Raw genomic sequence first — 25,910 nt, 5'->3', positions numbered from 1 at the left:
TTCGGAGATCTGGCAGGACTCGATCAGGACGCCACGTTGGTGTTGCTCGACCCCCGAGGTGCAGGCGTTTCGTCGCCGGCCACCACTGGGCGGGGTTACACGATCGAGGACTATGTCGCCGATCTCGATGCGGTGCGGGCAGATCTGGGCGTCGAGCGCTGCGACGTGCTCGGCCACTCGTACGGTGGGATCGTCGCGGCCTCCTACGCGGCGTCGCATCCCGATCGTGTCGACCACCTCGTGCTGGCCAACACACTGGCACGATTCGGGCCACTGCACGAAGCAGTCCTGCAGGCAGCCTTCGAGCGCCATCGATCGTCGCCGTGGTTCCCCGCCGCGGAAAGGGCGTTCCACCGCCTTCGGGGCGGCGCCCAACGCATTTCGCGGCGCGGTTACTGCCTTCCTCTCCGCCGACTGAGCCGAAATGGGCCTGAATCGGGCCTCGGTCGTCAGCTCTGTGCGGATGCGCCCTGCCAGCGAGTGCTTCTGTTGGCTCCAAGAGTGATTCGTATGACAATGCGATGGCGGAGGCGTTGAACTCGTTGTTCAAGGCCGAGTGCATTCGCAATCCTGTGATTCGCCCGCGTGGGGGTTGGCGGGGTGTGGGAGATGTCGAGTTGGCAGTCGCGGAGTACATCGACTGGTTCAGTCACCGCCGCTTGCATGGCGAGATCGACCACGTCCCACCTGTCGAGTATGAGGCCGCCTACTGGTCGAACCACCCGGCGGTCGACTACCGTGAGGTACCGGTCCTCGCTGAGGCTGGAACCAGATAGTCGAGCCTCCGCTGAACTCGGTGCGATTCAGGCATTGTCGCTGCGGTAGCAGTGGCGCTCGGATCGGGCGCCTGTGGCAGTGACGAAGGGAAATCTGTCTCTGTCGACGGTTCGGAGGTGGAGGACGTTTTGACCGATCGTGGTTTCACGGTCCCGGCTCTATTTACGTTCACCGAGGGCTATGAGGTGAAGGGGTTTGTGGGAACGGCGTCGTTGGGGGGGCGAAATACGAGGGCGCCGGTCCTTTGATCGCGCTGCGGCCGAGATCGTGGAAGCGAATCCGAAATTCCCTGCCCTGCAATCGATATCCGGCCCTTCCGGTTTTAGAGTGCGTTGATTCGTTCCCTGAGTTGGCCGGAGTGGATCAGTGACCGCAAGATGTAGTGGTCGAGGTTGCGGAAACCTAACGCGATACCGCGGAGGTGTTCGAGGCGTCCGTTGATCGCCTCGACAGGACCGTTGGATGCGCCGGTGTCGAAAGAGGCCAGGATCTCCTTCCTGTGTTTCCAGAGGCTGCGACCGAGCTGAGCCAGCTCTGCAAGTTCCTTCGGGACACCGGATTTGATGCGTTTCAATGTCTTGAACATGGCGAGTTTCCCGGCTTGCTTATCCGAGGTGGCGTAGGCAGCGACCAGGTCCTGGTAGATGTGTTCGGTGACCTCGACATCGATGTGGTTCTCGTCCGCGAACGCAGCTGCGAGCCGCTCGTTCTGCGTGTCGGTGCGCAACTTCTTGCGGGTCAGCAGAACTCGCTTGATGCCGTAGAGCGGGTCACCGGACCGACCGCGGTGGCCGAGGGTCTCCTGTTGGACGCGTTGACGGCACACGGTGAGCTTCTCGGCAGCCAAGTGCACGACATGAAATGGGTCCATCACCGTCCGTGCCTGCGGCAATACGTCCTTCGCTGCCGAGTGGTAGCCGGAGAACCCATCCATCGAGACGATCTTCACCCGGTCTCGAAATGCCTGATCGCGTGCACCGAGCCAGGTGCTCAGCGCGGCACTGGAACGACCTGCGACCATGTCGAGCAACCGGGCGGGACCGGTGCCGTCGATGACCGGGGTGAGGTCGACGATCACGGTGACGAAACTCGGGTCACCTTGTCCGCGAACGTGTTTCCATTTGTGCTCGTCCACTCCGAGGATCCGCACCCCGTCGAGATGCCCGGACTGCTCGTGGACAAGATGCTTCACAGCGGAGACGGCCAGGGCATTGACCACGTCCCAACCCACACCCAACGCCTTGGCCACCGCCGAGACCGACATCTTGTCGACCGCGAGGCAGTGCAGGATCCACCTGGTGGTCCGCCGGGTGATGGCAGCCTTCGGCGCCGCAACCCGGTCGATGCGCTGGCGAAACACCGACACGTCACAGCCGGGATCGTTGCAGGTGAACCGCGACAGTCGCAGGTGCAGGCGGGTGGGATGACCGACGATCGGCAAGTCGGTGAGGACACGGGTGACGTGGTCACGCAGCCGCCCGGGTTGCTGGCACTTCGGGCACGTCGGATCTTCGGTGACAGGCCGACAGTCGATGTGAGTGAATTTTTCGCCGATGGCGGCGCCGGTAATGGTGACACCGAGTTCGACGGTTCGGCAGATGGTATCGGCGACAAGGTCGGTAGTCTGCAATATGGGTCCTGTGGTGGTCGAGGAAGGCGTAGAGAACCTTCATCCTCGCAGCACAGGGCCCTCTACATCTTGTGCCTCACTCGATCACAGTCAGATCAATCTCATGCACTCCAGATCCGGAAGAGCCCGATATCCTGCGCGGATCCCATCCTTGCCGGTCCGGCGTGGAAGCTAGCAGGATTCTCCTGCACCGACCAGATGTCGAAAACTGTACGGAAAGCTGGTGTGTGTGAGCGTGCGCTCGCGGAATCGGGCTTGGTCTCAACACGTCAACGCATCACTACTGGTGAGATGATGCGTGACCGTGGAGGCGTGGATGGGCAGCAAGGCATCGGGATTCACAGTGGAGCAAGCGAACCTGATCTGGGATCTCCACCGCCGCGGAGAATCGATACGAGAAATCGAGCGAATCCTCGGAGAAACAATGCCCTGAATTCGTCGTTTCGCCCGGAACACCGTGTGCACCGCGCTACGTGCGCAGGGCCCGCCGAGTCGGGAACGCGGCTCACTCGCCGATGGAGTCGAGCTATAGATCCGGCAATTGCTGTCCGAGTATCCGCGGATGCCGGCGACGGTGATCGCCGAACGGATCGGCTGGGAACACTCGCTGACCACACTCAAGGATCGGGTGCGACAGATCCGGCCGGAGTACCAGGGAATCGATCCCGCCGACCGAATCACCTACGAGCCGGGTCAACTCACCCAATGCGATCTCTGGTTCCCGGAGACGAGAATCCCGGTCGCAGCCGGGCAGGAACGAATCCTGCCTGTGTTGGTGATGACGTTGGCGTTCTCGCGGTTCACGACCGCATCGATGATTCCGTCGAGGCAGGGCGGAGACATCCTCTCGGGCATGTGGACCTCCATCTCACAGGTCGGTCGAGTGACCAAAACACTGCTGTGGGATAGGGAGTCGGCGATCGGTGGTACCGGAAAGGTGACCACTGCGGCGGTGGCATTCGCGGGAACGCTGGCCACGCAGATCAAACTCGCTCCACCGCGGGACCCCGAGTACAAGGGCATGGTAGAACGGCACAACGGTTACCTCGAGACCTCGTTTCTGCCTGGCCGCCGGTTCGCATCACCCGACGACTTCAACGACCAGCTCGGCGACTGGCTCGAACGTGCGAACTCTCGGACGGTTCGCTCGACCGGGGGACGCCCGATCGATCTGCTCGACACAGACTATTCGGCGATGCTTCCGCTGCCACCCGTGAACCCGCCGGTCGGACTGCACCACCGAATCCGTTTGGCCCGTGACTATTACGTCAGGATGGACGCGGTCGACTACTCCGTCGACCCGCGAGTGATCGGCAGGTTCGTCGACGTCGCTGCATCACCGAACGAGGTGGTGGTCACCTGTGAGGGACAGGTCGTCGCGTCCCACCGGCGGTCCTGGGCGAAACATGCCGTGGTCACCGATCCGGCACACGTCCAGGCGGCCGCACAGTTGCGGCAACAGTTCACCGCCGACCAGCGACGCCGCCGTGACGCCGACCGTCACCATCTCGACGGGCACCGAGTCGCCTTGCGTGCCCTGCCTGACTACGACGCCCTGTTCGGGGTCGATTTCTCCACTCCCACAGCGAAAGCGAGAACGTAAGTGGCTACCTCCACCAATTCGAAGACCACAACCCCAACCAAGCCGGCAGGGCCATCCGATGGGTTGCCGTCGATGATCGCCTACCTCACCCGCGTACTGAAAACCCCGACCATCGGAGCGACCTGGGAAGACCTCGCCGCCCAGGCGCGGGACGAGAACTGGTCCCACGAGGAATACCTCGCCGCGCTGTTGCAACGTCAGGTCGCTGACCGAGCGATTGGCGCGGCCGATTGCTCCATTGGGCGTGTGCTGAGAATCAAGCGGGAAATGCACTGAAGATGTGCACGAAATGCACAGACCCCCAGCTAAAGGGCTTCTAGCATCGTGAAACCACCACAAATACCAGTAATGAGGAGCTCAAAATGAAAGATGTGGTTCGCGCCGCCGCTGTTCAGGCAGAGCCAATTTGGTTCGATGCAGCGGCTACTGTCGACAAGACGGTCACCCTAATCGAAGAGGCAGCGGCACAGGGCGCTGAGATCATCGCATTCCCTGAAACCTGGATACCGGGCTATCCGGCTTTCCTGATGTACACCAGCATCGACGAGGAAATGCCGTTCGTCGCGGAGTACCGCGCGAGTTCCATCGCTGTTGACGGTCCGGAAATGAGCAGGTTGCGCAAGGCTGCCGCAGACAACAACATCATTGTCGGAGTTGGCTTCTCGGAACGCGGGGGACGCTCCACTTACATGGCGCAGGCCCTCATCTCCAACACCGGAGAGCTCCAAATCGCGCGACGCAAACTCAAGCCCACCCATCGCGAACGGACGCTCTTCGGCCAGGGCGACGGCAGCGATCTCCAGGTGGTCGATACTGCAGTTGGGAAGGTTGGCGCATTGATGTGCTGGGAGCACCTGCAGCCTTTCAACAAGATGGCGATGATCGGTGCAGGGGAGCAGATTCACATCGCATCCTGGCCGCAGTTGGACCTTTTCGGCGGCAACACTATGACGTCGGACGTCATCCAATCCGCCAACCGTACCTATGCTCTTGAAGCAGGTGCCTTTGTTCTGATGGCGACGCAGACGCTTACCGATCACGGCAGGGCCGCGTTCAATCGGTACGGCGTGCGGTTTCCGGAGTTCAATGGCGGCGGGGGTGCCTGCATCTTCGGGCCGGACGGCAGTCGCCTGACTGAACCGCTGTCGTCGGAAATGGAGGGTATCGTATACGCCGATCTTGAGATGGGCATCATCGAACTGGCAAACTATCTTACTGATCCGGCAGGCCACTACAGTCGCCCCGACGTTTACAGCTTCACGATCGATGTAACGAAGCGACGCGCTGTTAATCAGTGTGGGGAGTCGAACGAAACCTACATCGACACTGAGGCCCCGACCGCCGAGGAGACCTTAGCCTCGGTGGAAGCAGTATTCTGATCAAATAGCATAGGTGACGAATCCCTCTGGCGGACATCCATGCGATTAAGGCAAAGTCAGAGGGATTCACTATTGTGTAGACGATTGTGTAAATGGGAAACCGTCCGCTGATCCGCGCGCCATTCACTCGGAGACATACCTGAATCACGCCTGAATGCGCGCGTGAATGTTGAATATTCTCTGAATCCACACTGCGCAGCTATTGCCTGAATCGGCAAACTCGTTTGACGCAAAATCTGCTTAGCTTTCGATAATCGGGCCGCCAAGATCGAATGTCCTGGAGTTTCGCCGGACTGCGCAAAGATCTTATGCACCATCCGTGTGGAGACATGGAAATTTTTCGCAAGCGCGGAAAGATTGAACTCGGGATCGTCAAGATTGCGTTCAACACAGTGACGCATTTCAAGAAGAAGAGCATCAGGCATTTTGTCTTCTTGAGCGCGGTCCGCAACGAGCAGTGAGGTGATGAGGTCCAGGACAGTCGAAGACAGGACACGCCGATGGGTACAGCCCATGTGTGGGAGCTCATGATGGGATTCGTCAACGACGCTCAGAAGGATCCGAAGCAGGGGCTCACCGACAATGGGACGTACTGAAAAACCTTGAAGTTCCGTCCCGCTGATGGGAAGAAGCTCTCGGGGTAACTGCACCAGTAGGCACTCGTAATCTGCGGAGAAAAGAAAACGAGAAGGCAGATCGGTGGTATAGAGTGTCGAGCTCAGACCGTGTATTTCGCAGTCGCGCCCGTGCTGCGAGACCTTCCCCGCCCCACGGATATTCAGATGAAAGATTGCGAATCCGTCGTCGGATGAGGTGATGTGGCGTGACGATCGTGCGATGGAATTGGCCCCTGACGAGACACGCGTGATTCGAACGTCAGCGGCAAGGTCGCGGCGGTCAATCGAGGCCGTGAACGATGTGGACGTCTCGAGCACACCAAGAGGCACTATCTCCGAGGCGATCGCATCGGACCATTGACTGGCTGACCCAATGGTAATTCGTGTCACTGAACTTTCACCTTCTAACCTCAATTGAGGAATCCGTACAAGTGCATAGATTCGAATAGTCAATCGGTGCAGATTACTTGAATGCTGCTGCTGGAAACCAAAAGTCGCCCGTACGCGACGTTGAGCCTCTGGGAGTAGTAACTTCATTGTGTCGCACGTAGCAACCCATCTGCAGTAGGTGTTCCTCCCCGTGCGGAACATCACCCCTGCCGGAACGCCTAATGTGTCGTTGATCGTGCACCGGCGCCTCGCAGGCGTCTCTATTCCGAAGAACTTCTGCACCCGCGCGCAGAACTAGGTGTCGTCGATGTGGGTTTCACTCGATTCCTCTTATGGCCCTCCCAGCTTTCCTGTAGCAACGGTCGAGATATCTGCTGTGAGCGAGTCGCCGAAGGCGGCGCAAGCATTACGAGCGCAGACCGCGACTGCCCACCGTCACCACTGGCTCCGTGAGTCTGTAGTGCCACTGGATGAACCCGCGCCGACAGGGCATCGAAGTCTGGAATGTTCACTACAATTACCACCGTCCGCATTCGGCACGCGGAGGAAGACCGCCCGCCGCTTATCGCCCGGCATCGCGTAACTAACGTCCGTGCCTCATACAAACCTAATTGTCACATTAGGCTTGCGGTGGTGACGGAGAATCCAGCGATCCACTCGGGAATCGGTTCGTAGAAGCGGGAATTCATCGTGTATGTGCCGGTGGCGGCGAGGGAGGCGTAGGCCGCGATCCAGGTTCGGACCTCGTGAGACGATCCTCCGCCTTCGGCGCCCATCCAGTCGACGGTCCAGTTGTCGATGTCGGTGAGGGGGCCGCTTTCGAAGGTATTGAGTACAAGGTTGTCCCAGGTGGGGTTGATCGGGATCATCGTGGCCGTCCCGGCGGCGTAGTCGCGTCCTGACTGGATCACTCGCTCCTCGCCCTTGGCCCGTTGCTCGGGGGTGGGCGGGTTGCCTTCGATGAGGGCGTCCGCAACCCGGGGCGGTGCGCCGTCGAGGGTGGGGACGGGCGGGTCGTGGGAAAGGCCACCGGACGCGAGAAACAGCACTCGTTTGTCCAGAGTTGCTGCTGCTTCGCCGACGGCGGTGCCGAGTGCGCGGATGCGGCTTAACGGACCGAGGGGAGTGGCGACACCGTTGACGAAGATCGGCACCACCGGGACGCGGTCGATGCCGCCGAAGAGTATCTCGAGTGGTTGCACGAAGCCGTGGTCGACGACCATCCGGGCGGAGACGGTCAAGTCGATGCCGCGGTCAAGCACGGCCTGGGCGATTGCCTTCGCTGCGGGGGCGTCGACGGAGAGCAGACCGGCTTGGGAGCCGAAGTCACCGATTGCGCGGGCCTCGGTAGCGAGGCAGAACGGGGGCATCTCCTTGTAAAAGAAGCCGTTGTAGTGGTCCGGTGCGTACAAGACGACAAGTTCGGGATCGAAGTCGCGAACGAATGCGCGGGCATCTTCGACCGCGGCATCGACACGGGCCAAGACCTCGGGTGCTGGGTCGTTCTTGCCGATCAATGGAGAGTGGGAGAGGCCCACGAGTGCTGCGGTCATTGCTGTATTCCTCACTGCTGCACAGGGTTCGGGTGGATGACGAGCTTGCCAGTCAGGTTTTCATCGATCATGAGCTGGAAACCCTTGTGAATTTCGGACAGCGGCAGAGCGCGGTCGATAATTGGGCGCAGGGCGGTGGCGTCCATCATCTTGAGCATCGCGACGAGTTCACTGCGGGTGCAGCCGGTGGAGCCGAGAATGCGCTGCTGTTGATAGAAAATCCGATTGAGGTCGGCCGGTGGGTTGGCGCCGCTGGTGGCGCCGGCGACAACGATGGTGCCACCTGGACGCAGACACTTCATCGAGTGCGCCCAGGTGGCCTCACCGACGGTCTCGATGACGACGTCGACGCGTTCAGGTAGCCGTTCACCAGTCCCGACTGCGGCACGTGCACCCCAGGAGAGGGCTTCGGCGCGCTTGTCCTCGCGGCGGCTGGTGGCATAGACGACTGCACCGGCCGCGGCGGCCAGTTTGATCGCAGCCGAGGCGACACCACCCCCTGCGCCCTGAACCAACACTCGGTCTCCGGCGGTGATCTTGGCCTGGGTGAATAGCATTCGGTAGGCGGTGGTCCAGGCGACGGGCAGGCAGGCGGCCTCGTCGAAAGAAAGCCAGTCCGGCTTCGGGACGAGGTTGCGGGTGGGGACGGTGATGTACTCGGCGAAGGCGCCGTTGTGTTGTTCGGACAGCAGCGCCCGGTTCGGGTCGAGGGTTTCGTCGCCCATACCGGCGTCGGCGTCGGCGATTACCGGATAGACGATTACGGGATTGCCGTCCTCGTCGTAACCAGCCGCATCGCAGCCGAGGATGATCGGTAGCCGCTCGGGCGGGTGACCGACTCCACGCAGAGTCCACAGGTCGTGCATGTTCAGCGAGGACGCGACCACGTGGACAACGGACCAACCGGGCTTCGGTTCGGGCTTCGGGACGTCTGCGACGACGAGACCGGATAGGGGGTCGGTGGGGCTCTGGGAGACAGCGATTGCAGCGAGCATGACCACGATGCTGACCCACGGCGTGCCGAACCATCGAGTGCGTGTGCCGACCTGCGGAACGCCCTCGGCAACTGTTCCGTTGTAGGCAACGATCCCTGGAAACCTGTGATCGGACGGGGTTGTGTGGTGGACATGACTTCCACCATCCGGCCCGCGACTGAAGCCAGCGCATGCGGCGGTGCCTGCGAACTGCCTCGCGGTGCCGCGACCGCTGCTCCCCGCGGGGCACTGCATCGTCCGGCGACGATGACCCGGAACATCGACGTCTCTGGCCTCGTCGACGCCGAGGGCGGGCTGCTCGACCGCGTGATCTTCACCGACGAGCATCTCTATCGACAGGAGATGCGACGCATCTTCGCGCCGAGTTGGCTGTTCCTCGCCCACACCGACCAGTTCCACAAGCCCGGCGACTTCTTCACCACCTACATGGGTGAGGACCCCGTCATAGTCACCATGGACAAGAGTCGCAAGATCCGCGCGTACTTGAACTCGTGCCGGCACCGCGGCGCGCGGGTGTGCCGAGCCGATTTCGGTGTCACCCGGAACTTCACCTGCACTTACCACGGATGGGCCTACGACCTTGAGGGCAAGTTGATCAGCGTTCCCAACAAGGAGGGCTACCCTGAGTCGTTCGATGCGAAGGACTGGGGACTGGTTGAGGTCCCGCACATCGAGACCTACTGCGGGCTGATCTTCGGAACCTGGAATCCTGAACCAGTTCCCTTGCGGGAATCGTTGGGCGACATGGCGTGGTACATGGACGCCATGCTCGACCACGACGAAGAGGGCACGGTCGTCGTGGGCGGCGTGCACAAGTGGGTTCTCGAGGGGAACTGGAAACTGTCGGCGGAGCAGTTCGCCACCGACTGGTACCACGTCAACATGAGCCACGCGTCGGCTCTGATGGTGTTGTCCCCGACAGGCAAGACCCCCAAGGACGAAATCGTGCACCGCACCGGCCGGCAGTACGTCGACCCGAACGGGCACGGCGCCGGGTTCCCGGTGCACCCGAAGAACCGCTTCGACGCCCGCACGGTGCACGATTGGATGGACTACGACGCATTGAGGGAGCGGCTCGGTGATGCCCGAGTGGAGGGCCCGCTCACCACCGGCCACGCGACGGTGTTCCCGAACTTTTCCTATCTGCCGGTCAACGGCTCCATCCGCATCTGGCACCCGAAGGGGCCGAACCAGATGGAGGTCTGGGCCTGGACCATTGTCGATAGGTCCATGCCGGAAGAGGTGCGCGAAGCCCAGCGCCTGTACAACCTTCGTACGTTCGGACCCAGCGGCATCTTCGAGCAGGACGACGGAGAGAACTGGAGCGAGGTGCAGGCCATCTCCCATGGCTTCATCACCAACGGTGTCGCGCTGAACTACCAGATGGGCATGGGATCGGAGCGGGAGGACGGTCGGCACCCCGGCATGACCAGCGAGCTCTACAGCGACGCCGCCGGTCGCGCATTTTACGCCCGCTGGCGCGACCTGATGAATACCCCCGCCTGGCACGAGGAGGCACGATGACCATGGGAATCCGCGTCGCAACGCTCGACGACATCCCCGAGGGCGAGGGCGTCGCCATCGACAAGTCCGTCACCGGGACCGCCGACCATATCGCGTTACTCCGAGACGACGACGGCAGCGTATGGGCGCTCGACGACACCTGCACCCACGCCGACGCCTCCCTCGCCGAGGGGTGGGTCGAGGACGGGCACGTCGAGTGCCCCCTGCACTCGAGCAAGTTCTGCCTCAAGACCGGGGCGGTGGACGGGCTTCCGGCCACCAAGGACGCGTGCCCGCACCGGGTCGAGGTGCGGGACGGCGAGATTTTCCTGTTCCCGAACGAGGCCCCATGATGTCGACCGGCGTCACCCGGATTGTGGTCGTCGGGGGTGGTATCGCCGGCGTCAGTACCGTCGGCGCTCTCCGTGCCGGAGGCTACGTCGGTGAGCTGACCCTCGTGGACGCGGGCGACTTCCCGTACGATCGGCCCCCGCTGTCCAAGGACTTCCTGGCCGGTGTGAAGGATCTGAAGCAGATCTCCCTGCAACCGGCGCAGTGGTACGACGACAACACGATCGATTTACGCACCAATACTGCGGTCGTAGCGTTACGTCCATCCGAGGGAGGGGTCGAGCTGGCCGACGGCACACTGCTGAATGCAGATCGGGTCGTCCTCGCCACCGGCGGGCAGGCCGCCCGTCCCCCGATCCGAGGCGTCGACAGCCCCCGAGTGTTCGTGCTGCGCACCAGTGAGGACGCCGACCGGCTCGGTGCTGCCCTGGTACCGGACGCGCGTGTTCTGGTCGTCGGGGCGGGCCTTATCGGTTCCGAGGTGGCATCCACAGCCGTGGATCTCGGATGCGACGTGACCCTCGTCGACCCAGTTGCCGTGCCGATCGCTGCTGCGGTCGGCCACGAGGTCGCGGAGTGGCTCCATGGCCTGCACGCCGGCCGCGGCATCACTACACTTACCGCTGGAATCGAGTCCTTCGCCGACACAGGTTCGGGCGTCGACGCCGTCCTGACTGGCGAGACCGAACCTCGCTCCTTCGACGTGGTGCTTCTCGGCGTCGGCATGATGCCGGAGACTCTTCTCGCACAGGCGGCCGGCCTTGAGGTCAACCGTGGCATCGTGGTCGACCCGCGGCAGGTGACCTCGAACTCTGCTGTGCTTGCCGTCGGTGATCCCACCCGGATCCGCCGAGACGGCGTCCTCGCGTCGCGCGCCGAGCACTGGGATGCAGCCAAACGCGACGGTAGCCGGGCGGCGGCGACAATCCTCGCCGCCGCCGCGCCGGACTCGATGGCTCCCTGGTTCTGGACCGACCGTCACCACCGCCATGTGGAGGGTGTTGGCTACATCGCCGACGCCGACACCACCGTCCTCCGGGGCGAACTCGGTGCGGACGCCTTCTCTGTGTTCGGACTGCGCGAGGGCGTTGTCGTGGGGGCCGTCGCCGTCGACGACTCGAACGCCGTCCGCGCGGCACGACGGATGATTGACCGCGGCCTCGTGATCGCCCCGCAAAGTCTCGCCGACACCGCCACCGACCTCCGAAAGTTGTTGCGCGGCTGAGCTGACCGACTATCGGCAGCAGTGCCCAGTAGAAGGAATCGAACACCGTGAGTACCACCACCGAATCAACACCGCCCACCGAGCCACTAGCCGGTCGCCGTGCGGACCGCGACACCCATTTCGAGGTCGAACAGTTCTACTACGAGGAGGCCGAACTCCTCGACGACGGACGGTTTACCGACTGGCTAGACCTGCTGGCCGATGACCTCGACTACTGGATGCCCACCCGCACCAACCGGCTACGTCGCCAGCAGGCCTTGTCGATAGCGGCGCGCGGCGAGGCCGCGTTCTACGACGAGACCAAGGACAGTCTCGCCTGGCGCATCCGCCGCTTCGACTCCGGAATGGCATGGGCGGAGGACCCACCGTCACGGACGCGTCATCTCGTCACCAATGTCGTTGCCCGGCACGTCACCCCTACTGAACACGCCGAGTTCACCGCCGATGATCTAGTTGTTCGGTCGGCATTCCTCATGTACCGCAACCGGCTCGAGCGCGAAGAGAACATCTTTGCTGGCGGTCGCACCGACGTGCTGCGCCGCACCGACACGGGACTGAAAGTCGCGCGACGAACCATCCTGCTCGACCAGAACATCCTGCAGGCGAAGAACATCTCCACTTTCTTCTGATACCGAGAGCCGGACCGGCTCGATCCACACCGATGGGATTTCCAGTGACTTCCGCGACCACCACCGACATCGAACTTCTCCACCACAAGGTGCAGACCACTCTCGGAGAGATCGCCGTATCCGAGGTATCAGGCGACGGACCCGTCCTCGTGATGCTTCACGGAGGAGGCCCTGGTGCCTCCGGTATGAGTAACTACCACCAGAACCTGGCCGCGCTGTCGAAGCGTTTCCGGATCCTGCTACCTGACCAACCCGGATTCGGTAACAGCTATCGGCCCACCAAGGCCGACCTCGACGAGCGGTCCATCACCCAGGTCACTGTCGATGCCCTCTTCCAATCCCTCGACGCCCTTGGGATCGAGTCGTTCCACCTGCTCGGCAACAGCCTCGGTGGCGCTGCCGCCATCGCCATGGCTCAGACTCAGCGCGACCGCGTCACCGGCCTCGTGCTGATGGCGCCCGGCGGTGGCTGGTTGCCCTCTGGCCCAACCCCCACCGAGGGACAGAAGGAGATGTTCAAGTACTTCAACGGTGGCGGACCGAGCGAGAAGAAGATGGCTGCGTTCATCCGGACGATGGTCTTCGACCACAAGCAATTCGGTGAGGACGTCGTTCGGGCACGGTACGAGGCCTCCCTCGACGAGAGCCACATCGCGTTCTACCACCTCTACAACGCCGCCTTCGCCCAGCGACACGGCATGGACGCCCTGTGGAAGGACCTAAACAAGATCAAGGCCCCGACGCTGTTGCTGTGGGGCCGCGACGACCGCACCATCACTCTCGAGGGCGCCCAGATCATGCTCAAACAGATCCCGAACGTCCAAATGCACGTATTCGGCAAGTGCGGGCACTGGGTCCAGCTCGAACGCGCCGCAGAGTTCGAGCGTCTGGTAACGAACTTCTTGGGAGATCTTAGATGAGCGGCTGGCTGGATGGTTACTCTGCGTTGATCACCGGCGGTGGAACCGGGATCGGCCGCGCGGTGGCCCACCGCTACCTCGCGGAGGGAGCGTCCGTCACTATCCTCGGTCGAAGCCTCGAGCAACTTGAGAAGGTCGTCACCGAATCGGAGGACCCGACACGTATGCACGCTGTCGTGGCGGACGTCCGCGACTCGGATCAGCTGCATGCCGCGGTCGCAGAGAGCGTCGTTCGCTTCGGCAAACTCGACACACTCGTCGCAAACGCCGGGGTGTGGGACTACCAGCGCCAGCTCACCAGGCTGTCCGGGTCGGAGATCGCCGCGACCTTTGACGAGGTGTTCGCAGTTAACGTCAAAGGCTACTTCCTCGCCGCGGAAGCGGCGTGGCGGGAATTGGTCAAGACTCGCGGCAGCATCGTGATGACCCTGTCCAACGCCTCGTTCTACGTCAACGGCGGCGGACCGGTGTACACAGCCAGCAAGCACGCGTGCCTCGGGCTGATGCGCGAACTCGCGTACGAACTCGCGCCGAAGGTACGGGTCAACGGTGTCGCCTGCGGCGGCATGAACACTGATCTGCGCGGACCTGAGTCGCTGTCAATGAACGAGCGGTCCATCTCGGCGTCGTTCGCCAGACGCGGCCCGGACAGCCCGCCCCCCCCGATTCCGCTGCACGACTCGAGCACCGACCCGATGGACTTCACCGGACCGTACGTTCTCCTCGCCTCACGTCAGCAGAGCGGACCGATTACTGGCGAAGCAATCTCGATTGACGGTGGTATGGGTGTGCGTGGATTCAGCTCCGACGCGGGCGGCGACCATCTCTGAGAGCGAAAGGCCTGACATGACATTCGGACATCCCGCCAACTCGGGATTCACTGTTGACGTGAACCCCGCAACAGCCTTGCAGCGCAACGCCGCCTGGAATCGTGCCGGCGTCGCCCTGCGGTATCCGGGCGCGGACCTGACCTATGCCGACTTGGAGGACAAAGTCTGTCGGCTCACTGCAGTACTCATTGAAGGTGGTGTCGGGTCAGGCGACCGAGTCGCGTACGTGGGCCTGAACAGCCCCGCCTTCCTGACCGCCCTGTTCGCCGCCTTTCGGATCGGCGCGATATTCGTGCCGGTGAACTTCCGTCTCGCCGGACCCGAGTTGCAGACAGTACTCGAACGCAGCGGTGCCGTCGCCCTGATCGCGGAACCTGGGCACAGAGCGGTGGTCGACACCATCCGCGATAGCGTGCCAGCCAAACGGTTCCTGCTCGTCGACGACGACCCTGCTGTGCCGATTATCGGGGAGGCCACCCACGGATGGGAACCGTGGTCATCGCTGCTCGCAGAGGCGACGCAGAGCGACCAGATCGCCGGCGGACGATTCGATGACCCAGCCCTCTTGATGTTTACCTCTGGCACCACCGGTACACCCAAGGGAGTCGTCCTGACCTACGGAAACATCTGGTGGAACTCGGTAAACGTCGACACCCGTCTAGACGCCCGACGGGGGGATATCACCTACGCGAGTGCACCGCTGTTCCACATCGGTGCACTGAACAGCTTCGTCATCCGGACCATCGTGCGGGGCGGAACGGTGGTCCTTCGGCGGACATTCGACCCGACCGAGTTCCTCGCGGATCTGGTGCAGTACCGGGTGAATTCGACCTTCGTGGTGCCTGCCATGCTGGCGGCGCTGCGCCGCGTCCCGGGAGTGTTCGACACGGACCTGTCACAATTGCGGTCGGTAGTCGTTGCGGCTGCGCCGGTACCGCCGTCCTTGATCCGCGAGTACGCAGAACACGGGATCAGGCTGCAGCAGGCATGGGGACTGACCGAGACCGCTCCGTTTGCCACACATCTCCCTGCCGAGCGCACACTCGACAAGCTCGGTTCGGCAGGGATCTCCATGCCGTACACCCAGGTTCGAGTGGTTGATACGGTCTCTAATACGCCTGTCGACGCGGGCGTCATTGGGGAAATCGTCGTGCGCGGACCCAATGTCACCCCTGGGTACTGGGAGAATCCGGACGCGACGGAAGCTGCGTTCGACCATGAAGGCTGGTTCCACTCCGGTGATATCGGCTATCTTGACGACGAGGGCTACTTGTTCATCGTCGATCGCCTCAAAGACATGGTCATCAGCGGTGGTGAGAACGTCTACCCCGCAGAGGTCGAACGCGTCCTGGTTGCCATGCCCGGTATCGACGACGTAGCTGTCGTCGGTGTCCCGGACGAGAAATGGGGCGAGATCGTCGTCGCCGTCGTCTCACTCGACAGCGACACTGCGATCACCCTCGACGATGTGCGCGACTTCGCCGCCCCCCAGCTGGCCCGGTACAAGCTTCCACAGCGTCTGCAGATCATCGACAGAGTGCCCCGCAATGCCTCTGGCAAGCTCGAGAAGGTGACGATCCGCTCGATCCTGAAAGAGGGGTAACAATGACCGCGTCGTTCGAGCGTCCGTGCTTCTCCCAGCCTTGGTCAGCGGAGTTACTGTCATGGTCCGCCACCGGAGGGAGGATCTGCTTGCACCGCGACGGTGAACCCGTAGCGACGATCGAGCTGGCGCGGTGCGCAATGGGACGGATTCGCCTGGCTTATCCTGTCGCTACCCATGACGTCGAAGTCCGGGTAGCTGACGTGACCAGCTCCGAGGATCTCACCGCGGTGCTCCAAGCGATGGTTCCCGTGGTGAGGGAGGCGGATCCCCAGTGCCGCAAAGTTGTGTTTGTGGTTGACCACAGTGGATCCGGCCACGGAACCATGAGTGCTCTTGCCGAGATCGCGGCCGCGGAGACGGCCGGATTCCGCTACGTCGTCGATGTCGACATCGCAGACGCCGAGTTGAGTCTGCTTGTGGAGGAGCCGGAATGGGTCACTGCGGTTGACTTGGATCTTGACCACGTGCCAGGAACCTGAGACAACACATGACGACGGAATCAGCCGGCGACAGCGTGGAAGTGGAGTGCGGGTCTCAGCCGCCTGTGTCCACCTGGCAGGACCTGCGCTGCATCACTGGCTACCCGGCGTAGCGTTGCAGCGTGAGACCGTACGTCGAGGCGGCCGGTGGGCCCGGATACTGACAGTGCCGCGACCGGACGTCCCGACGAGTCGATGATGGGGACGGCCACGCAACTGAGTCCACGGTGGACCTCGCCGTTTTCCACTGCTATTCCTATTCGCCTGATCGTTGCGAGTTCGGTAGCTAGGGCTATCGGTTCAGTGATGGTGTCGTTGGTGTACCGGCGCAGTGCTCGGGCCATTGCTGCGTCGGTCGCATCTGGGTCGTGCGCGAGCATCGCCTTGCCGACTGCGGTGCAGTGCGCAGGAATGCGGTGCCCGATACGCGCAGGAGTGGAGAGTTGACGGTGTCCATACAGCTTGGCCAGGTACACCACATCTGTACCGTACAGGCCGGCCAGATGGACGGTCTTCTGCGTCGCAGCGTACAGATCGACTAGAAACGGAATCAGCAGATCCCGCAGTTCCTCCTGGCCAGGGGCGTATACTGTCCGACCGAGTTCGTGTAGCCGGGTGCTGAGCCGATAATTGGTGCCCACTCGTTCTATCATCTGGTTACGTTCCAGCATGGCCAGCACTCGGTGGGCTGTCGATTTGCTTAATTCTGCGCGACGTGCGAGTTCGCTGACCCCCACACCGGTGGGACCCTCTTCGCCGAAGCATGTCAGGAGGCTGACGGCTTTGTCGATGGCGGCCCGATTGTCACGCCCTGCTGCAGCGCTCATCGTCATTTCGACACCTTGCTGGATCGTGTCCACATAATCGCGCAATGAACGACTATTTTAGTGGACTAAGTGAACCTTTTACGTGACAATAAGAATTGCGGAAGCGGACCTTGTCCGTCAAGATGGACAACAGCAACTTATAAGTGACGGTGAGGATGTCCGACAGCAATCAACTCGTGGCTCGGAATGTGCGTCGCTATCGGCAAGAGCGTGGCCTGACGCTCGCCGAACTCGCCCGCCGCGCCGGCCTCTCAAAGCAGACACTATCGAAGATGGAGCAAGGTGTGGGCAACCCCACCGTAGAAACGCTCGCGCTGCTGGGCGCGGCACTTGGTATGCCGGCGAGGCGCCTACTCACCGAGTGGGGGTCGCCTGTCTTCGTCCAGCGTCGCGACGAGGATGTGTGGACCACAGCGGAGGGCCGGGCAGAACGGCTTTTCGACGAAGTCTACGGATCTGGTTACGTTCGGAGTAATCTATTGCGGCTCACCAAGGGGGTCGCGTTCTCAGGGCCTGGCGCTGGCGAGCCGCCAGGTACCCTCCATCACGTGTACATCATCACGGGCCGGTTGCGAATCGGCCCAGTCACCGATCCGGTGATCCTCGGTGTGGGTGACTTCGTGCGTTTTCCCGGTGACGTACCCTACGTCTACGAATGTTTGTGTGACAAAGTCACCGCGCACATCGTGACGACCCGCCCTCAATTGCGCCAATTCGACCCAAACACCATTCGGTAAAGCGAACTGTGCGGCTGGGTACAACCCCGGCAAGACAGAGATAGCTCGACCTGAAATATCAGACGTTCGCGGCGAGATCTTCAAAGCTTTCCCGTTGGCACTGTCACGTTAATCGAAAAGTTCAGCAGCGCAGCTAGTTTGGGACAGTCTGTTACAGGACACCGCCCTGCCGTTCACTTTCAGGCGGCGGCGTCGGTCTAGGTGACTTCTTGCCAGACAGTGAAGCGGCCGGCCATCTCGGTACGCCATTCGGGCGCCGAGAGTCTATGCCGTTTGGGCCGGAAATGCGGTGAGATGCCCGAGAAGGTGGACAGGAATCGTTGCGCATGCCCAGGCGATGTGAACCGTTTCATAGCCCGTTCTCGCTGCCTGGTGAGTTGATGCGAGTTCTCAGCTGGGTCTGCTGCACGATCAGGTGACAGGTTGAGTCACGCAGCCTGAGTGGCTGGTGTGGTCATGATGGTCTCGCATTCTATGGGGGTCAATCGGCCGAGTCCGACTTGGCGGCGTCGGCGGTGGTAGGTCCTTTCGATCCAAGTGACGATCGCGATCCTGAGATCGTCGCGGGTGCGCCAGGGGCGGCGGTCCAGGACGTTCTTTTGAAGTAGAGAGAAGAAGCTCTCCATGGCGGCGTTGTCGCCTGCCGCAGCGACGCGGCCCATCGAGCCGACCATGTGATGGCGGCCCAGAGCGTGGACGAATTTTTTTGATTGAAATTGCGATCCTCTGTCGGTGTGGACCACGCAGCCGGCGACGTCATTTCGGCGGGCGACGGCGTTGTCGAGCGCATCGACCGCGAGCCGGGACTTCATCCGATCGCTGATGGAGTAGCCAACGATCCGGTTGGAGAATACGTCTTTGAACGCGCACATGTAGAGCTTGCCTTCGCTCGTCCAATGCTCTGTGATGTCGCCCAGCCAAAGCTGATTCGCAGCATCGGCGGTGAAGCTGCGTTGGACGTGGTCGTCGTGGACCGCAGGCCCCGGGCGCTTGGCTTTTCCGCGTTTCTTGCCGAACACACTCCACCAGCCGTTGCTTGAGCAGATCCGCCACGCAGTGCGCTCGGACATCACCTGGCCAGCGTCGCGAGCCTCGTAGAACAGGAACCGGTAGCCGAACTCCGGGTCGTCCTTATGGGCCCTGAACAGAGCGTTCGCCCGGTAGGCCTCCGCGAGGTCGGCATCGGTCACCGGGTCAGCCAGCCACCGATAGTAGGGCTGGCGAGCGATCTCGAGCACCCGGCACGTCACCGTGACGGGAATGCCGTCCTCGGCCAGCTCACGTCCACCTTCATCAGCTGCGGTACACACTCGCGACGCAGGCTATCAACCGGGGCATGAGCCTCGAGCGGGTAACGCTTGGGCATGATCTGAATCCTTGGCAAGAAAGAAGCGGCATCAGACCCCGCGCGGTTCCAATAACAGAATTGTTGACTTCTTGCGCTTTATGGTCTGTTTCGCAATTCCCATCCTGCCGCAATGGGCCAGCCCGTCCACTTCAGTCGGCATCAACAATGCGGTGTTGCACAGTTTGCGGACGAGCAAGTGCTGAGGACTACTCGGGGATCGCCGAAGGAACGGGGTAACAAACACTGCCCAAATCCACCATGCGATGCTGTTTTGATATATGGCCATATTGAAGGATCCAGTTCCAAAGTGGTTCACCTTAGGTCATGCTGTAGGTCCCAGAGTGACCGCTACAAATTGCCCTTTTCTTCCACTTTGGCCACGAGGCGAACGACGATCCAGACAAATGCGCTCATTCACGAGACAGGAGAAACAGTGAACGAACATGCGGCAACCGTCGCGTCCGTCCCAGATGACACTTCGGGACTGGCCTACGACCTGGGAGACTACCGCCGCCAGATCGTTACATCGTCGCCTGAAGCGCAGCGCTGGTTCGATATAGGCTTGAGGTGGGCGTACTGTTTCAACTTCGAGGAAGCGGTTCGGTGCTTCGAGATAGCTACCCAACATGACCCCGAATGCGTGATGGCGTACTGGGGAATGGTGTATGCATCTGGACCCAACTACAACTCCTCATGGCAACTGATGGACGCTGAACAAGCCAGACGAGTAATCCGCGAAGTACATTCCGTTTTCGAGACAGTCGATCACCTAGCGCACAAAACTTCAAAGTGTGAACTTGACTTAATCAATGCCATCCGTGAGCGATTCCCGCGACCCACGGACAACCTAGAAACAGTTAACTTCGCGAGCCTGAACATGGCATACGCCGAAGCAATGCGGACCGTCTATGAACGACACGGTGATCAGGACATTGATGTGGCTACGTTGTACGTCGATGCCCTGATGTGTGTTTCACCTCGTGCACTATGGAATGTTGAGACAGGAGAGGTAATCGGCTACGGCGCAATCGAGGCACGGCAGATTCTTGAGAACGTGATGAAAACACCCCAGGGACTGAAGAATCCGGCGCTACCGCACCTGTATGTGCATCTGATGGAGATGTCGCCCTTTCCTGAACTGGCGCAACCGTCTGCGGATCGATTAAGGGGCATGGCCCCGGACGCCTCACACACAGTGCATATGGCGACCCATATCGATCATGCCTGTGGCGATTGGCGCCGCGTAATTGATTCGAACCGACAAGCTGCTGACGTTGATGATCGATACTTCGCAGACACCGACGCCGCGCGCTCCCCGATGTACCACGGGTACCGGGCGCACAACTTGCATACGATGGCGTACGGGGCGATGATGCTCGGCCGTTCAGCAGATGCCATGGAGGCTGTTGAGCGTTTAGAGGCGGCTCTTCCAGAGGAAGTCCTCCGCATTTCGGTGCCGAACATGGCGGATTGGGCTGAGAGTTACATCGCACTGCGACCGCACGTTCTCATTCGATTTGGCCGATGGGAAGAAATCCTCGAACTAGACATTCCAGAGGATCGCGAACTCTATTCTTGCACGGTGGCTACAATTCTCTATGCAAAGGGAATCGCTCTGGCTGCGCTGGGTCGCACCGATGACGCTGCAAGCGCCCAACAAGAATTTCGGATTGCGAAGCAGAAAGTACCGGCGTCTCGCCTCGCTAGCCTGCCCGTTCGCCATGTGCAAGCCTTGGAAGTAGCTGATGCAATGCTTAATGCTGAACTCGAGTACCGTTTGGAGAACTACGCGACAGCATGGTCCGAATTCAGAAGGGCGATCGCACTTGAGGATAGCCTTCCATATGCAGATCCACCAGCATTGATTCAACCGGTGCGTCATGCCTACGGAGCCCTACTACTAGAGCAGGGCCATGTCGCCGAAGCCGCCGAGGTCTACCGCGCGGACCTCGGCCTGGCGCCTGACGTGTTACCTCGCAGAAGAGCAAGAGTGAACAACATGTGGAGCCTGCACGGCCTCTATGAATGTCTTACCCGTCTGGATCGGGTCGAGGAAGCTAAAGCGATTGAACTGCAGAAGGCGATCGCTGTCGCAAACGCTGATATAGAGGTCGGTTCATCATGTTTCTGCAGACTTCAAGCCGTCACAGCCTGTTGCGCAATGCCACAACTTTGATGGTCAGAATGATGAATTGCCGAACCAAAGAATGGATGAGAAAATATGAAAGAAGAAATTTTCTGTGGGCATCCCACCGAGGGATCTAACTAATGGAATCAGATTCGCAGCGAACACAAAGACCTCACGATGCTAGCGTCGCGAGCCTTTCCATGGCACACCAGGTCTCCCCTGACATCTACAAGATCGTCGGCGAGGATCATACCTTTCGGGTAATGCTCGCAACGTGGATACCTGGGGCGAGTGACCAATGGCATATTCACAAGAACAACCTCACGAACTACGCGGTGACCGATTGTGAGTTCTCTGTCGAGTCTCCCAGTGGCGAGGTCTGGGAAGTATCAAGAACGGCGGGCAGTGTCGGATTCAATCCATGCAATACGGCCCACAGGGTTACGAACATCGGATCGAAACCGTGTACCTTGCTGATAGTCGAGAACAAACTCAGCAACTGAAATATTCATGGCTCATCCAGTTTTAGAGTGCATTGATTGATTCCCGGAGCTGACCCGAGTGGATCAGTGACCGCAAGATGTAGTGGCATGACCCCCGTCAAGTGGCCCGCATGATCCGTGCCCCTCAAAGTGAACCATCTATACGAGAGATGAGGCAGAGTGATCCACAGGAGGTCACAGTGCCCAAGTCGTATCCCAACTCAGTCCGTCGACAGATCTCGCACCGTCTTCGAAGCGGTGACGCAGTCGCCGATATTGCTGCGGAAACCGGCATATCGCCGGCGGCGTTGTTCCGGTGGAAAGACCAAGCCCTGATCGATGCGGGAGTGCGCGGCGGTGTACCGAGTATCGAGTCCGACGAGCTCGCATCTGCCCGCGCCCGCATCGCTGCACTCGAAGCCGAACTCGCCTTGACTCGCGATGCGTGCGCATTGTTCGACGATCAGTCGGTGGTGCCCCCAAAAGGAAGATCGCGATCGTCGAAGGACTGATCACACGAGGACATTCCGGTAGATCAGCATGTCGCATAACGGGTTTGAGTAGATCAACATTTCATGCGCACCGCCGCCGACCGGTCTCCAATCAGCGAGTACGGCGCATCATCGTGGCCGACACGATCGAAAAAATCCATCAACGATCACGCGGAACCTACGGGAAGCGACGTATCCGGGCCGAACTCCTCGATACGTACGAAATGAACGTCAATCACAAGCTGGTGTCGGCGATCATGACCGAACTCGGTATCGCTGGGTTACCTCGTCCGGGCAAACGGAAACCGAACCTGCTGGGCGTCGAAACCCTCTCTGACCGAGTCAATCGCGGATTCACCGCAAGCCGGCCGAACGAATTGTGGTTCACCGATATTACAGAGCATCCCGCTCGTGACGGGAAGGTTTACTGCTGTGCCATTTTGGACTGTTTCAGCAAGATGATCGTGGGTCGTTCCTTTTCCACGACTGCTGATACGGCACTGGTCAACAATGCGGTGAACATGGCCGCGCAGGAACGGATCCGTTGGGAGGCAACGATCTTGCATGCCGATCACGGTCCCCAGTTCACGTCGTGGGGGTTTGGTGAGAATCTGCGGAGGTGGGGGTTGCTCGAGTCCTTCGGGACGGTCGGCGATTGCTTCGATAATGCTGTCATGGAGGCATTCTGGGGGCGGTTGCAGACGGAATTGCTGAACACGAAGAAGTGGTCGACCACGCTGGAGTTGACGGCAGCCATGGCCGATCATATCGACAATTTTCACAATGCTGAACGGCGCCACAGCTATCTCGGCAACATCAGCCCGATCGAGTATGAGAAGCTCTGGGCAGACATCCAACCGTACCCTCAGCTCTCATGACACTGGTGCACTATTGGGGGCACACATCATGCGGGTCACTTGACGGGGGTCATGCCAGGCGAGACCAATGGTCAGCGACTCGGCGTGTGCTCCCGTACAAACTGCACTCATGTGTACGTCGGCACCAGTCGTGACTGGAGGCGGGCGTATGCAGCGCGCGCTGCGGCTATACCGTCGCCGTCCATCGTCATCGGGCAAACGCAAGGACCTCAACAATGCAATGGTTTGAAGGTATCTAACTCATTGCGCCAGTCCGAGTCACATGAACCCAGACACCTCATGGATAACCTTTCATCGCATCCCACCAGCGCCGATCGCATCATCTACCAACGCAACTCCGCAGGCAGAGACCGAATCATCGAACGGAAACTTCACGACGCCACCACTAAGCAGGCAGTAGGCCAACGCGCCGCGTAAACCACAAGCCTTGTCGCTCCCACGCTGATACTCCTCGAGCGGTAAGTACGCTTAACCGCAGGTGGTCATCGGTGCAGTTGACGTAACCGATGCATCGCATGCACTAATGGGTGCTATGACACAGATTGTGCACGGCGCCACGGGCGCTCAAGGTTCTCCCGTTTTGTCTGCTCTTCGGTCCGCTGGCCACGATGCCATCGCCGCCGTCCGCGACATCTCCAAGGTGTCAGGGCCCGCGATTCCCATCGACAACACCTCAGCAGCATCCCTCGTCGCCGCGTACACCGGCGCGCAAAGCGTGTTCGTGCATCTTCCACTGGGAAGCCCTGATCAGCAGGCCACGTTCGCCCGGGTAATCGCAGAAGCAGTCACCCAAGCCCGACCTGGACGGGTGGTGTTCTCCACCAGCGGCTACCCCACCACGATGCCGGATGGCACGCTCACAGCGCACGGCACCCTTCAGGAAGCGCTGAAAACCTCCGGAGTTTCGTACGCGGTCATCACACCAAAGATCTTCCTGGAGAACCTCCTACTTCCCGTCACGCTCGGACCCGCCCGTGAGGAAGGGATCCTGCGGTACCCGATACGGGACGACTACGCGGTGTCATGGATCTCGCACCTGGACATGGCCGACATCGCGGTCCGCCTGCTAACGGACCACTCGGTGACAGGCATCGTCACTGCAGGCGCCCTTCCTGCACTGCGCGGTCAGAGCCTCGCCCAGGGCTTCGCGCACTACCTGGATACCCCTGTCACCTTCGAGGGGCAGGAGCCTGAGAGCTACGGTAGGCAGATCATTCCGCTGTTCGGCGCCGACGCGGGCCGTCCCGTAATCGATTCCTATCACGCGCGTTGGACGATGCCCGACGAAGTGATCGACGAGCAACGTTCGGCCCAAAAGCTCCTCGGGATCACACCCCGCACCGTAGTGCAGTGGCTGCGCGACATCAAAGCATGATCCGAAACCGAATCACATAAAGCCCTGATCATTCGGTGCGGCTCTACGGACCCACGCCGAATGATCGGATCGAGTATGGCAGGACTCGCGGCACGATCGTGGCCCTCTCAGTCCGTCAGCCTTCGACACGGCGAAATCGCAGAGATACGGGCGATATCGAGCGCAGCTACGGTGTGCTCCCATACATAGGGGTCCGCGAACCAGATACGGTCTACGGGGTCCGTTCGGTGCCGTCATCGAACTGCAACGACTACGAGTCTCCGACTCCGACCATCGAGAATTCATCGCCGTGCCGGGTCCTCATAGCCTCGACGAGCATGTCGATCGAGGCCTGCAACACGTCCGGTGGCGCGGTCAGGTCGAGGGCGTGGCAGTAGATGGTGATGTCGGCACCGACGATGTCGACCGCATGAGAAGTTGCGTCGCATTTCGCGTAGATCAGATGACCTTCGCGGAGTCCGAGTGCTGTGCTGTACGCGGTCAGTTGGTACATGTCGTGTTCGGTCCGCTCGTGCCGGCGGCGGATGTTTTGTACTTGGCGTCGATGCCCGCCACAGGTTTGTCGTCGCTGTCCTACCAGGTCAGGTCAGGTCAGGTTCGATCGTGACGGTGTGCCCGTGGCGGGCGATCGCAGCAGCGGTGGTGGTCATCAGAAAATCCTCGAACACCCTCCACGTGTCCAGGACGAAACCTCGCACGAGCACCTTCCTTATTCGATGCTCGATCGAGCGGTGCGACAGAACCGGCCCCGCCAACTGCAGTGCCCAGTGGTAGCGCTCCTTCACTCTCATTCGCGCTGGCGACGGTTCTGCGCCCGGCGTCGGCGATGTGACGTCGGCGGTGGCGTGACGTCGGCCTCGTCTGCAGACGAGGCTGGCGCCACCGCGGAACCGAGCAATACGAGGGTGGCCGCGAGCAGCAGCTGGTCTTCGCCCGTATTCGTCGTAGCGAATCTCCACCGGCAGCGCGAGTGAACGCTTCGGCCAACGCCGAGAGCAGGTCGGTATCCGTGTCCGTGAGCGCGGTGCGCTGAGACCACCAGGCGGCGAATCGGTCGGTCATTTCGGAACGGTAATCGCTCGCGGTGAGCTTGTGTCGGCCGGGCCGAAAGTGTGGCGAGATCGCGCTGAATACCGACAGGAACCGTTGTGCTGCAC

At 61.0% G+C, this 25,910-nt stretch carries 25 protein-coding genes and 7 pseudogenes; 20 read left to right on the top strand and 12 right to left on the bottom strand.

Annotated features, from left to right (window positions below; translation table 11 throughout):
- The first annotated feature begins 9 nt into the window (after positions 1-9).
- Both ACVZUB_RS30100 and ACVZUB_RS30095 read left to right on the top strand, forming a co-directional pair.
- Complete coding sequence (locus tag ACVZUB_RS30100) at positions 10-537, top strand: alpha/beta fold hydrolase (protein ID WP_482628945.1); 528 nt, start codon at positions 10-12, stop codon at positions 535-537.
- Positions 522-776, top strand: a complete 255-nt coding sequence (locus ACVZUB_RS30095; RefSeq protein WP_482628755.1) for an IS3 family transposase — start codon at positions 522-524, stop codon at positions 774-776. The genes ACVZUB_RS30100 and ACVZUB_RS30095 overlap by 16 nt, the downstream gene beginning before the upstream one ends.
- A gap of 323 nt (positions 777-1,099) precedes the next feature.
- Here ACVZUB_RS30095 and ACVZUB_RS30090 read toward each other — a convergent pair whose 3' ends face one another.
- Positions 1,100-2,410: an ISL3 family transposase gene (locus tag ACVZUB_RS30090; RefSeq protein ID WP_482628944.1), complete on the bottom strand. Its 1,311-nt coding sequence runs from the start codon at positions 2,408-2,410 to the stop codon at positions 1,100-1,102.
- A gap of 442 nt (positions 2,411-2,852) precedes the next feature.
- Here ACVZUB_RS30090 and istA point away from each other — a divergent pair.
- The 3 genes and pseudogenes from istA to ACVZUB_RS30075 all read left to right on the top strand — a co-directional run.
- Positions 2,853-4,010: pseudogene (istA, locus tag ACVZUB_RS30085) on the top strand (IS21 family transposase); the annotation flags it as partial.
- 72 nt (positions 4,011-4,082) lie between these two features.
- A pseudogene (locus ACVZUB_RS30080) lies at positions 4,083-4,271 on the top strand (hypothetical protein); the annotation flags it as partial.
- 101 nt (positions 4,272-4,372) lie between these two features.
- Complete coding sequence (locus ACVZUB_RS30075; RefSeq protein WP_482628754.1) at positions 4,373-5,389, top strand: carbon-nitrogen hydrolase family protein; 1,017 nt, start codon at positions 4,373-4,375, stop codon at positions 5,387-5,389.
- 56 nt (positions 5,390-5,445) lie between these two features.
- Here the strand turns inward: ACVZUB_RS30075 and ACVZUB_RS30070 are convergent, their stop codons facing one another.
- A complete protein-coding gene (locus tag ACVZUB_RS30070) occupies positions 5,446-5,706 on the bottom strand; it encodes a helix-turn-helix transcriptional regulator (protein WP_482628943.1) in 261 nt (86 codons plus the stop codon).
- A 12-nt stretch (positions 5,707-5,718) separates the two neighbouring features.
- On the opposite strand from ACVZUB_RS30070, the gene ACVZUB_RS30065 reads away from it, so the two are divergent.
- Positions 5,719-5,850, top strand: coding sequence for a hypothetical protein (locus tag ACVZUB_RS30065; protein WP_482628973.1), 132 nt, complete (start codon positions 5,719-5,721; stop codon positions 5,848-5,850).
- Positions 5,851-5,901: 51 nt separating this feature from the next.
- On the opposite strand, the pseudogene ACVZUB_RS30060 reads toward ACVZUB_RS30065, so the two are convergent.
- Positions 5,902-6,543 (bottom strand): annotated as a pseudogene (locus ACVZUB_RS30060) (AraC-like ligand-binding domain-containing protein); the annotation flags it as partial.
- A gap of 347 nt (positions 6,544-6,890) precedes the next feature.
- Between ACVZUB_RS30060 and ACVZUB_RS30055 the strand changes: the two are divergent.
- A pseudogene (locus tag ACVZUB_RS30055) lies at positions 6,891-7,002 on the top strand (IS481 family transposase); the annotation flags it as partial.
- Between the two features lie 8 nt (positions 7,003-7,010).
- On the opposite strand, the gene ACVZUB_RS30050 reads toward ACVZUB_RS30055, so the two are convergent.
- Complete coding sequence (locus tag ACVZUB_RS30050; RefSeq protein WP_482628753.1) at positions 7,011-7,949, bottom strand: 3-carboxyethylcatechol 2,3-dioxygenase; 939 nt, start codon at positions 7,947-7,949, stop codon at positions 7,011-7,013.
- An 11-nt stretch (positions 7,950-7,960) separates the two neighbouring features.
- Positions 7,961-8,944 (bottom strand): zinc-binding dehydrogenase, encoded by a 984-nt coding sequence (locus tag ACVZUB_RS30045; RefSeq protein ID WP_482628752.1) that lies wholly within the window; start codon positions 8,942-8,944, stop codon positions 7,961-7,963.
- 351 nt (positions 8,945-9,295) lie between these two features.
- On the opposite strand from ACVZUB_RS30045, the gene ACVZUB_RS30040 reads away from it, so the two are divergent.
- Genes ACVZUB_RS30040 through ACVZUB_RS30010 form a run of 7 tightly spaced genes read left to right on the top strand, consistent with a single transcriptional unit; the run spans position 9,296 to position 16,005 of the window.
- Entirely contained in the window at positions 9,296-10,468 is a 1,173-nt protein-coding gene (locus ACVZUB_RS30040) for an aromatic ring-hydroxylating dioxygenase subunit alpha (protein ID WP_482628942.1), read from the top strand.
- Positions 10,465-10,800 (top strand): non-heme iron oxygenase ferredoxin subunit, encoded by a 336-nt coding sequence (locus tag ACVZUB_RS30035; protein WP_482628751.1) that lies wholly within the window; start codon positions 10,465-10,467, stop codon positions 10,798-10,800. The genes ACVZUB_RS30040 and ACVZUB_RS30035 overlap by 4 nt, the downstream gene beginning before the upstream one ends.
- Positions 10,800-12,023 (top strand): NAD(P)/FAD-dependent oxidoreductase, encoded by a 1,224-nt coding sequence (locus tag ACVZUB_RS30030; RefSeq protein ID WP_482628941.1) that lies wholly within the window; start codon positions 10,800-10,802, stop codon positions 12,021-12,023. Before ACVZUB_RS30035 ends, ACVZUB_RS30030 begins: the two co-directional genes overlap by 1 nt.
- 47 nt (positions 12,024-12,070) lie before the next feature.
- Positions 12,071-12,652, top strand: coding sequence for a 3-phenylpropionate/cinnamic acid dioxygenase subunit beta (locus tag ACVZUB_RS30025; RefSeq protein WP_482628750.1), 582 nt, complete (start codon positions 12,071-12,073; stop codon positions 12,650-12,652).
- Positions 12,653-12,684: 32 nt separating this feature from the next.
- Complete coding sequence (locus ACVZUB_RS30020; protein ID WP_482628749.1) at positions 12,685-13,572, top strand: alpha/beta fold hydrolase; 888 nt, start codon at positions 12,685-12,687, stop codon at positions 13,570-13,572.
- Positions 13,569-14,402 (top strand): SDR family NAD(P)-dependent oxidoreductase, encoded by an 834-nt coding sequence (locus ACVZUB_RS30015; RefSeq protein WP_482628748.1) that lies wholly within the window; start codon positions 13,569-13,571, stop codon positions 14,400-14,402. The genes ACVZUB_RS30020 and ACVZUB_RS30015 overlap by 4 nt, the downstream gene beginning before the upstream one ends.
- Positions 14,403-14,418: 16 nt before the next feature.
- Positions 14,419-16,005, top strand: coding sequence for an acyl-CoA synthetase (locus ACVZUB_RS30010; RefSeq protein ID WP_482628747.1), 1,587 nt, complete (start codon positions 14,419-14,421; stop codon positions 16,003-16,005).
- A 59-nt stretch (positions 16,006-16,064) separates the two neighbouring features.
- On the opposite strand, the gene ACVZUB_RS30005 is transcribed toward ACVZUB_RS30010, so the two are convergent.
- Together ACVZUB_RS30005 and ACVZUB_RS30000 are read right to left on the bottom strand one after the other, a co-directional pair.
- A complete protein-coding gene (locus tag ACVZUB_RS30005; protein ID WP_482628746.1) occupies positions 16,065-16,472 on the bottom strand; it encodes a hypothetical protein in 408 nt (135 codons plus the stop codon).
- A gap of 35 nt (positions 16,473-16,507) precedes the next feature.
- Positions 16,508-17,320: an IclR family transcriptional regulator gene (locus ACVZUB_RS30000; protein ID WP_482628745.1), complete on the bottom strand. Its 813-nt coding sequence runs from the start codon at positions 17,318-17,320 to the stop codon at positions 16,508-16,510.
- A gap of 149 nt (positions 17,321-17,469) precedes the next feature.
- On the opposite strand from ACVZUB_RS30000, the gene ACVZUB_RS29995 reads away from it, so the two are divergent.
- Positions 17,470-18,051 carry a helix-turn-helix domain-containing protein gene (locus ACVZUB_RS29995; protein ID WP_482628744.1) on the top strand — a complete coding sequence of 194 codons (582 nt, stop codon included), beginning with the start codon at positions 17,470-17,472 and terminating at the stop codon, positions 18,049-18,051.
- A 197-nt stretch (positions 18,052-18,248) separates the two neighbouring features.
- Here the strand turns inward: ACVZUB_RS29995 and ACVZUB_RS29990 are convergent.
- Positions 18,249-18,446, bottom strand: a pseudogene (locus ACVZUB_RS29990) (IS6 family transposase); the annotation flags it as partial.
- A gap of 33 nt (positions 18,447-18,479) precedes the next feature.
- Positions 18,480-19,331 (bottom strand): annotated as a pseudogene (locus ACVZUB_RS29985) (IS3 family transposase); the annotation flags it as partial.
- Positions 19,332-19,832: 501 nt separating this feature from the next.
- On the opposite strand from ACVZUB_RS29985, the gene ACVZUB_RS29980 reads away from it, so the two are divergent.
- The 5 genes from ACVZUB_RS29980 to ACVZUB_RS29960 all read left to right on the top strand — a co-directional run bounded on the left by ACVZUB_RS29980 (position 19,833) and on the right by ACVZUB_RS29960 (position 24,753).
- Positions 19,833-21,575: a hypothetical protein gene (locus tag ACVZUB_RS29980; protein WP_482628743.1), complete on the top strand. Its 1,743-nt coding sequence runs from the start codon at positions 19,833-19,835 to the stop codon at positions 21,573-21,575.
- 92 nt (positions 21,576-21,667) lie between these two features.
- Positions 21,668-22,030, top strand: coding sequence for a cupin domain-containing protein (locus ACVZUB_RS29975; RefSeq protein ID WP_482628742.1), 363 nt, complete (start codon positions 21,668-21,670; stop codon positions 22,028-22,030).
- A 179-nt stretch (positions 22,031-22,209) separates the two neighbouring features.
- Positions 22,210-22,521 carry a transposase gene (locus ACVZUB_RS29970; protein ID WP_482628741.1) on the top strand — a complete coding sequence of 104 codons (312 nt, stop codon included), beginning with the start codon at positions 22,210-22,212 and terminating at the stop codon, positions 22,519-22,521.
- Entirely contained in the window at positions 22,455-23,378 is a 924-nt protein-coding gene (locus tag ACVZUB_RS29965) for an IS3 family transposase (protein WP_482628740.1), read from the top strand. Before ACVZUB_RS29970 ends, ACVZUB_RS29965 begins: the two co-directional genes overlap by 67 nt.
- 532 nt (positions 23,379-23,910) lie before the next feature.
- On the top strand, positions 23,911-24,753 hold the full coding sequence (locus tag ACVZUB_RS29960; protein ID WP_482628739.1) for an SDR family oxidoreductase: 843 nt from the start codon (positions 23,911-23,913) through the stop codon (positions 24,751-24,753).
- Positions 24,754-25,003: 250 nt separating this feature from the next.
- Here the strand turns inward: ACVZUB_RS29960 and ACVZUB_RS29955 are convergent, their stop codons facing one another.
- From ACVZUB_RS29955 to ACVZUB_RS29945, 3 genes and pseudogenes are all read right to left on the bottom strand, one after another.
- On the bottom strand, positions 25,004-25,246 hold the full coding sequence (locus tag ACVZUB_RS29955; protein WP_482628738.1) for a hypothetical protein: 243 nt from the start codon (positions 25,244-25,246) through the stop codon (positions 25,004-25,006).
- 88 nt (positions 25,247-25,334) lie between these two features.
- Positions 25,335-25,544, bottom strand: a complete 210-nt coding sequence (locus tag ACVZUB_RS29950; RefSeq protein ID WP_482628972.1) for a hypothetical protein — start codon at positions 25,542-25,544, stop codon at positions 25,335-25,337.
- Between the two features lie 247 nt (positions 25,545-25,791).
- Positions 25,792-25,908: pseudogene (locus tag ACVZUB_RS29945) on the bottom strand (IS6 family transposase); the annotation flags it as partial.
- Positions 25,909-25,910: the final 2 nt, after the last annotated feature.

This window comes from Rhodococcus sp. OS5 (genome assembly GCF_056837585.1).
Note: the sequence above shows the minus strand (reverse complement) of the source record. Positions and strands in the feature narration are given on the sequence as shown.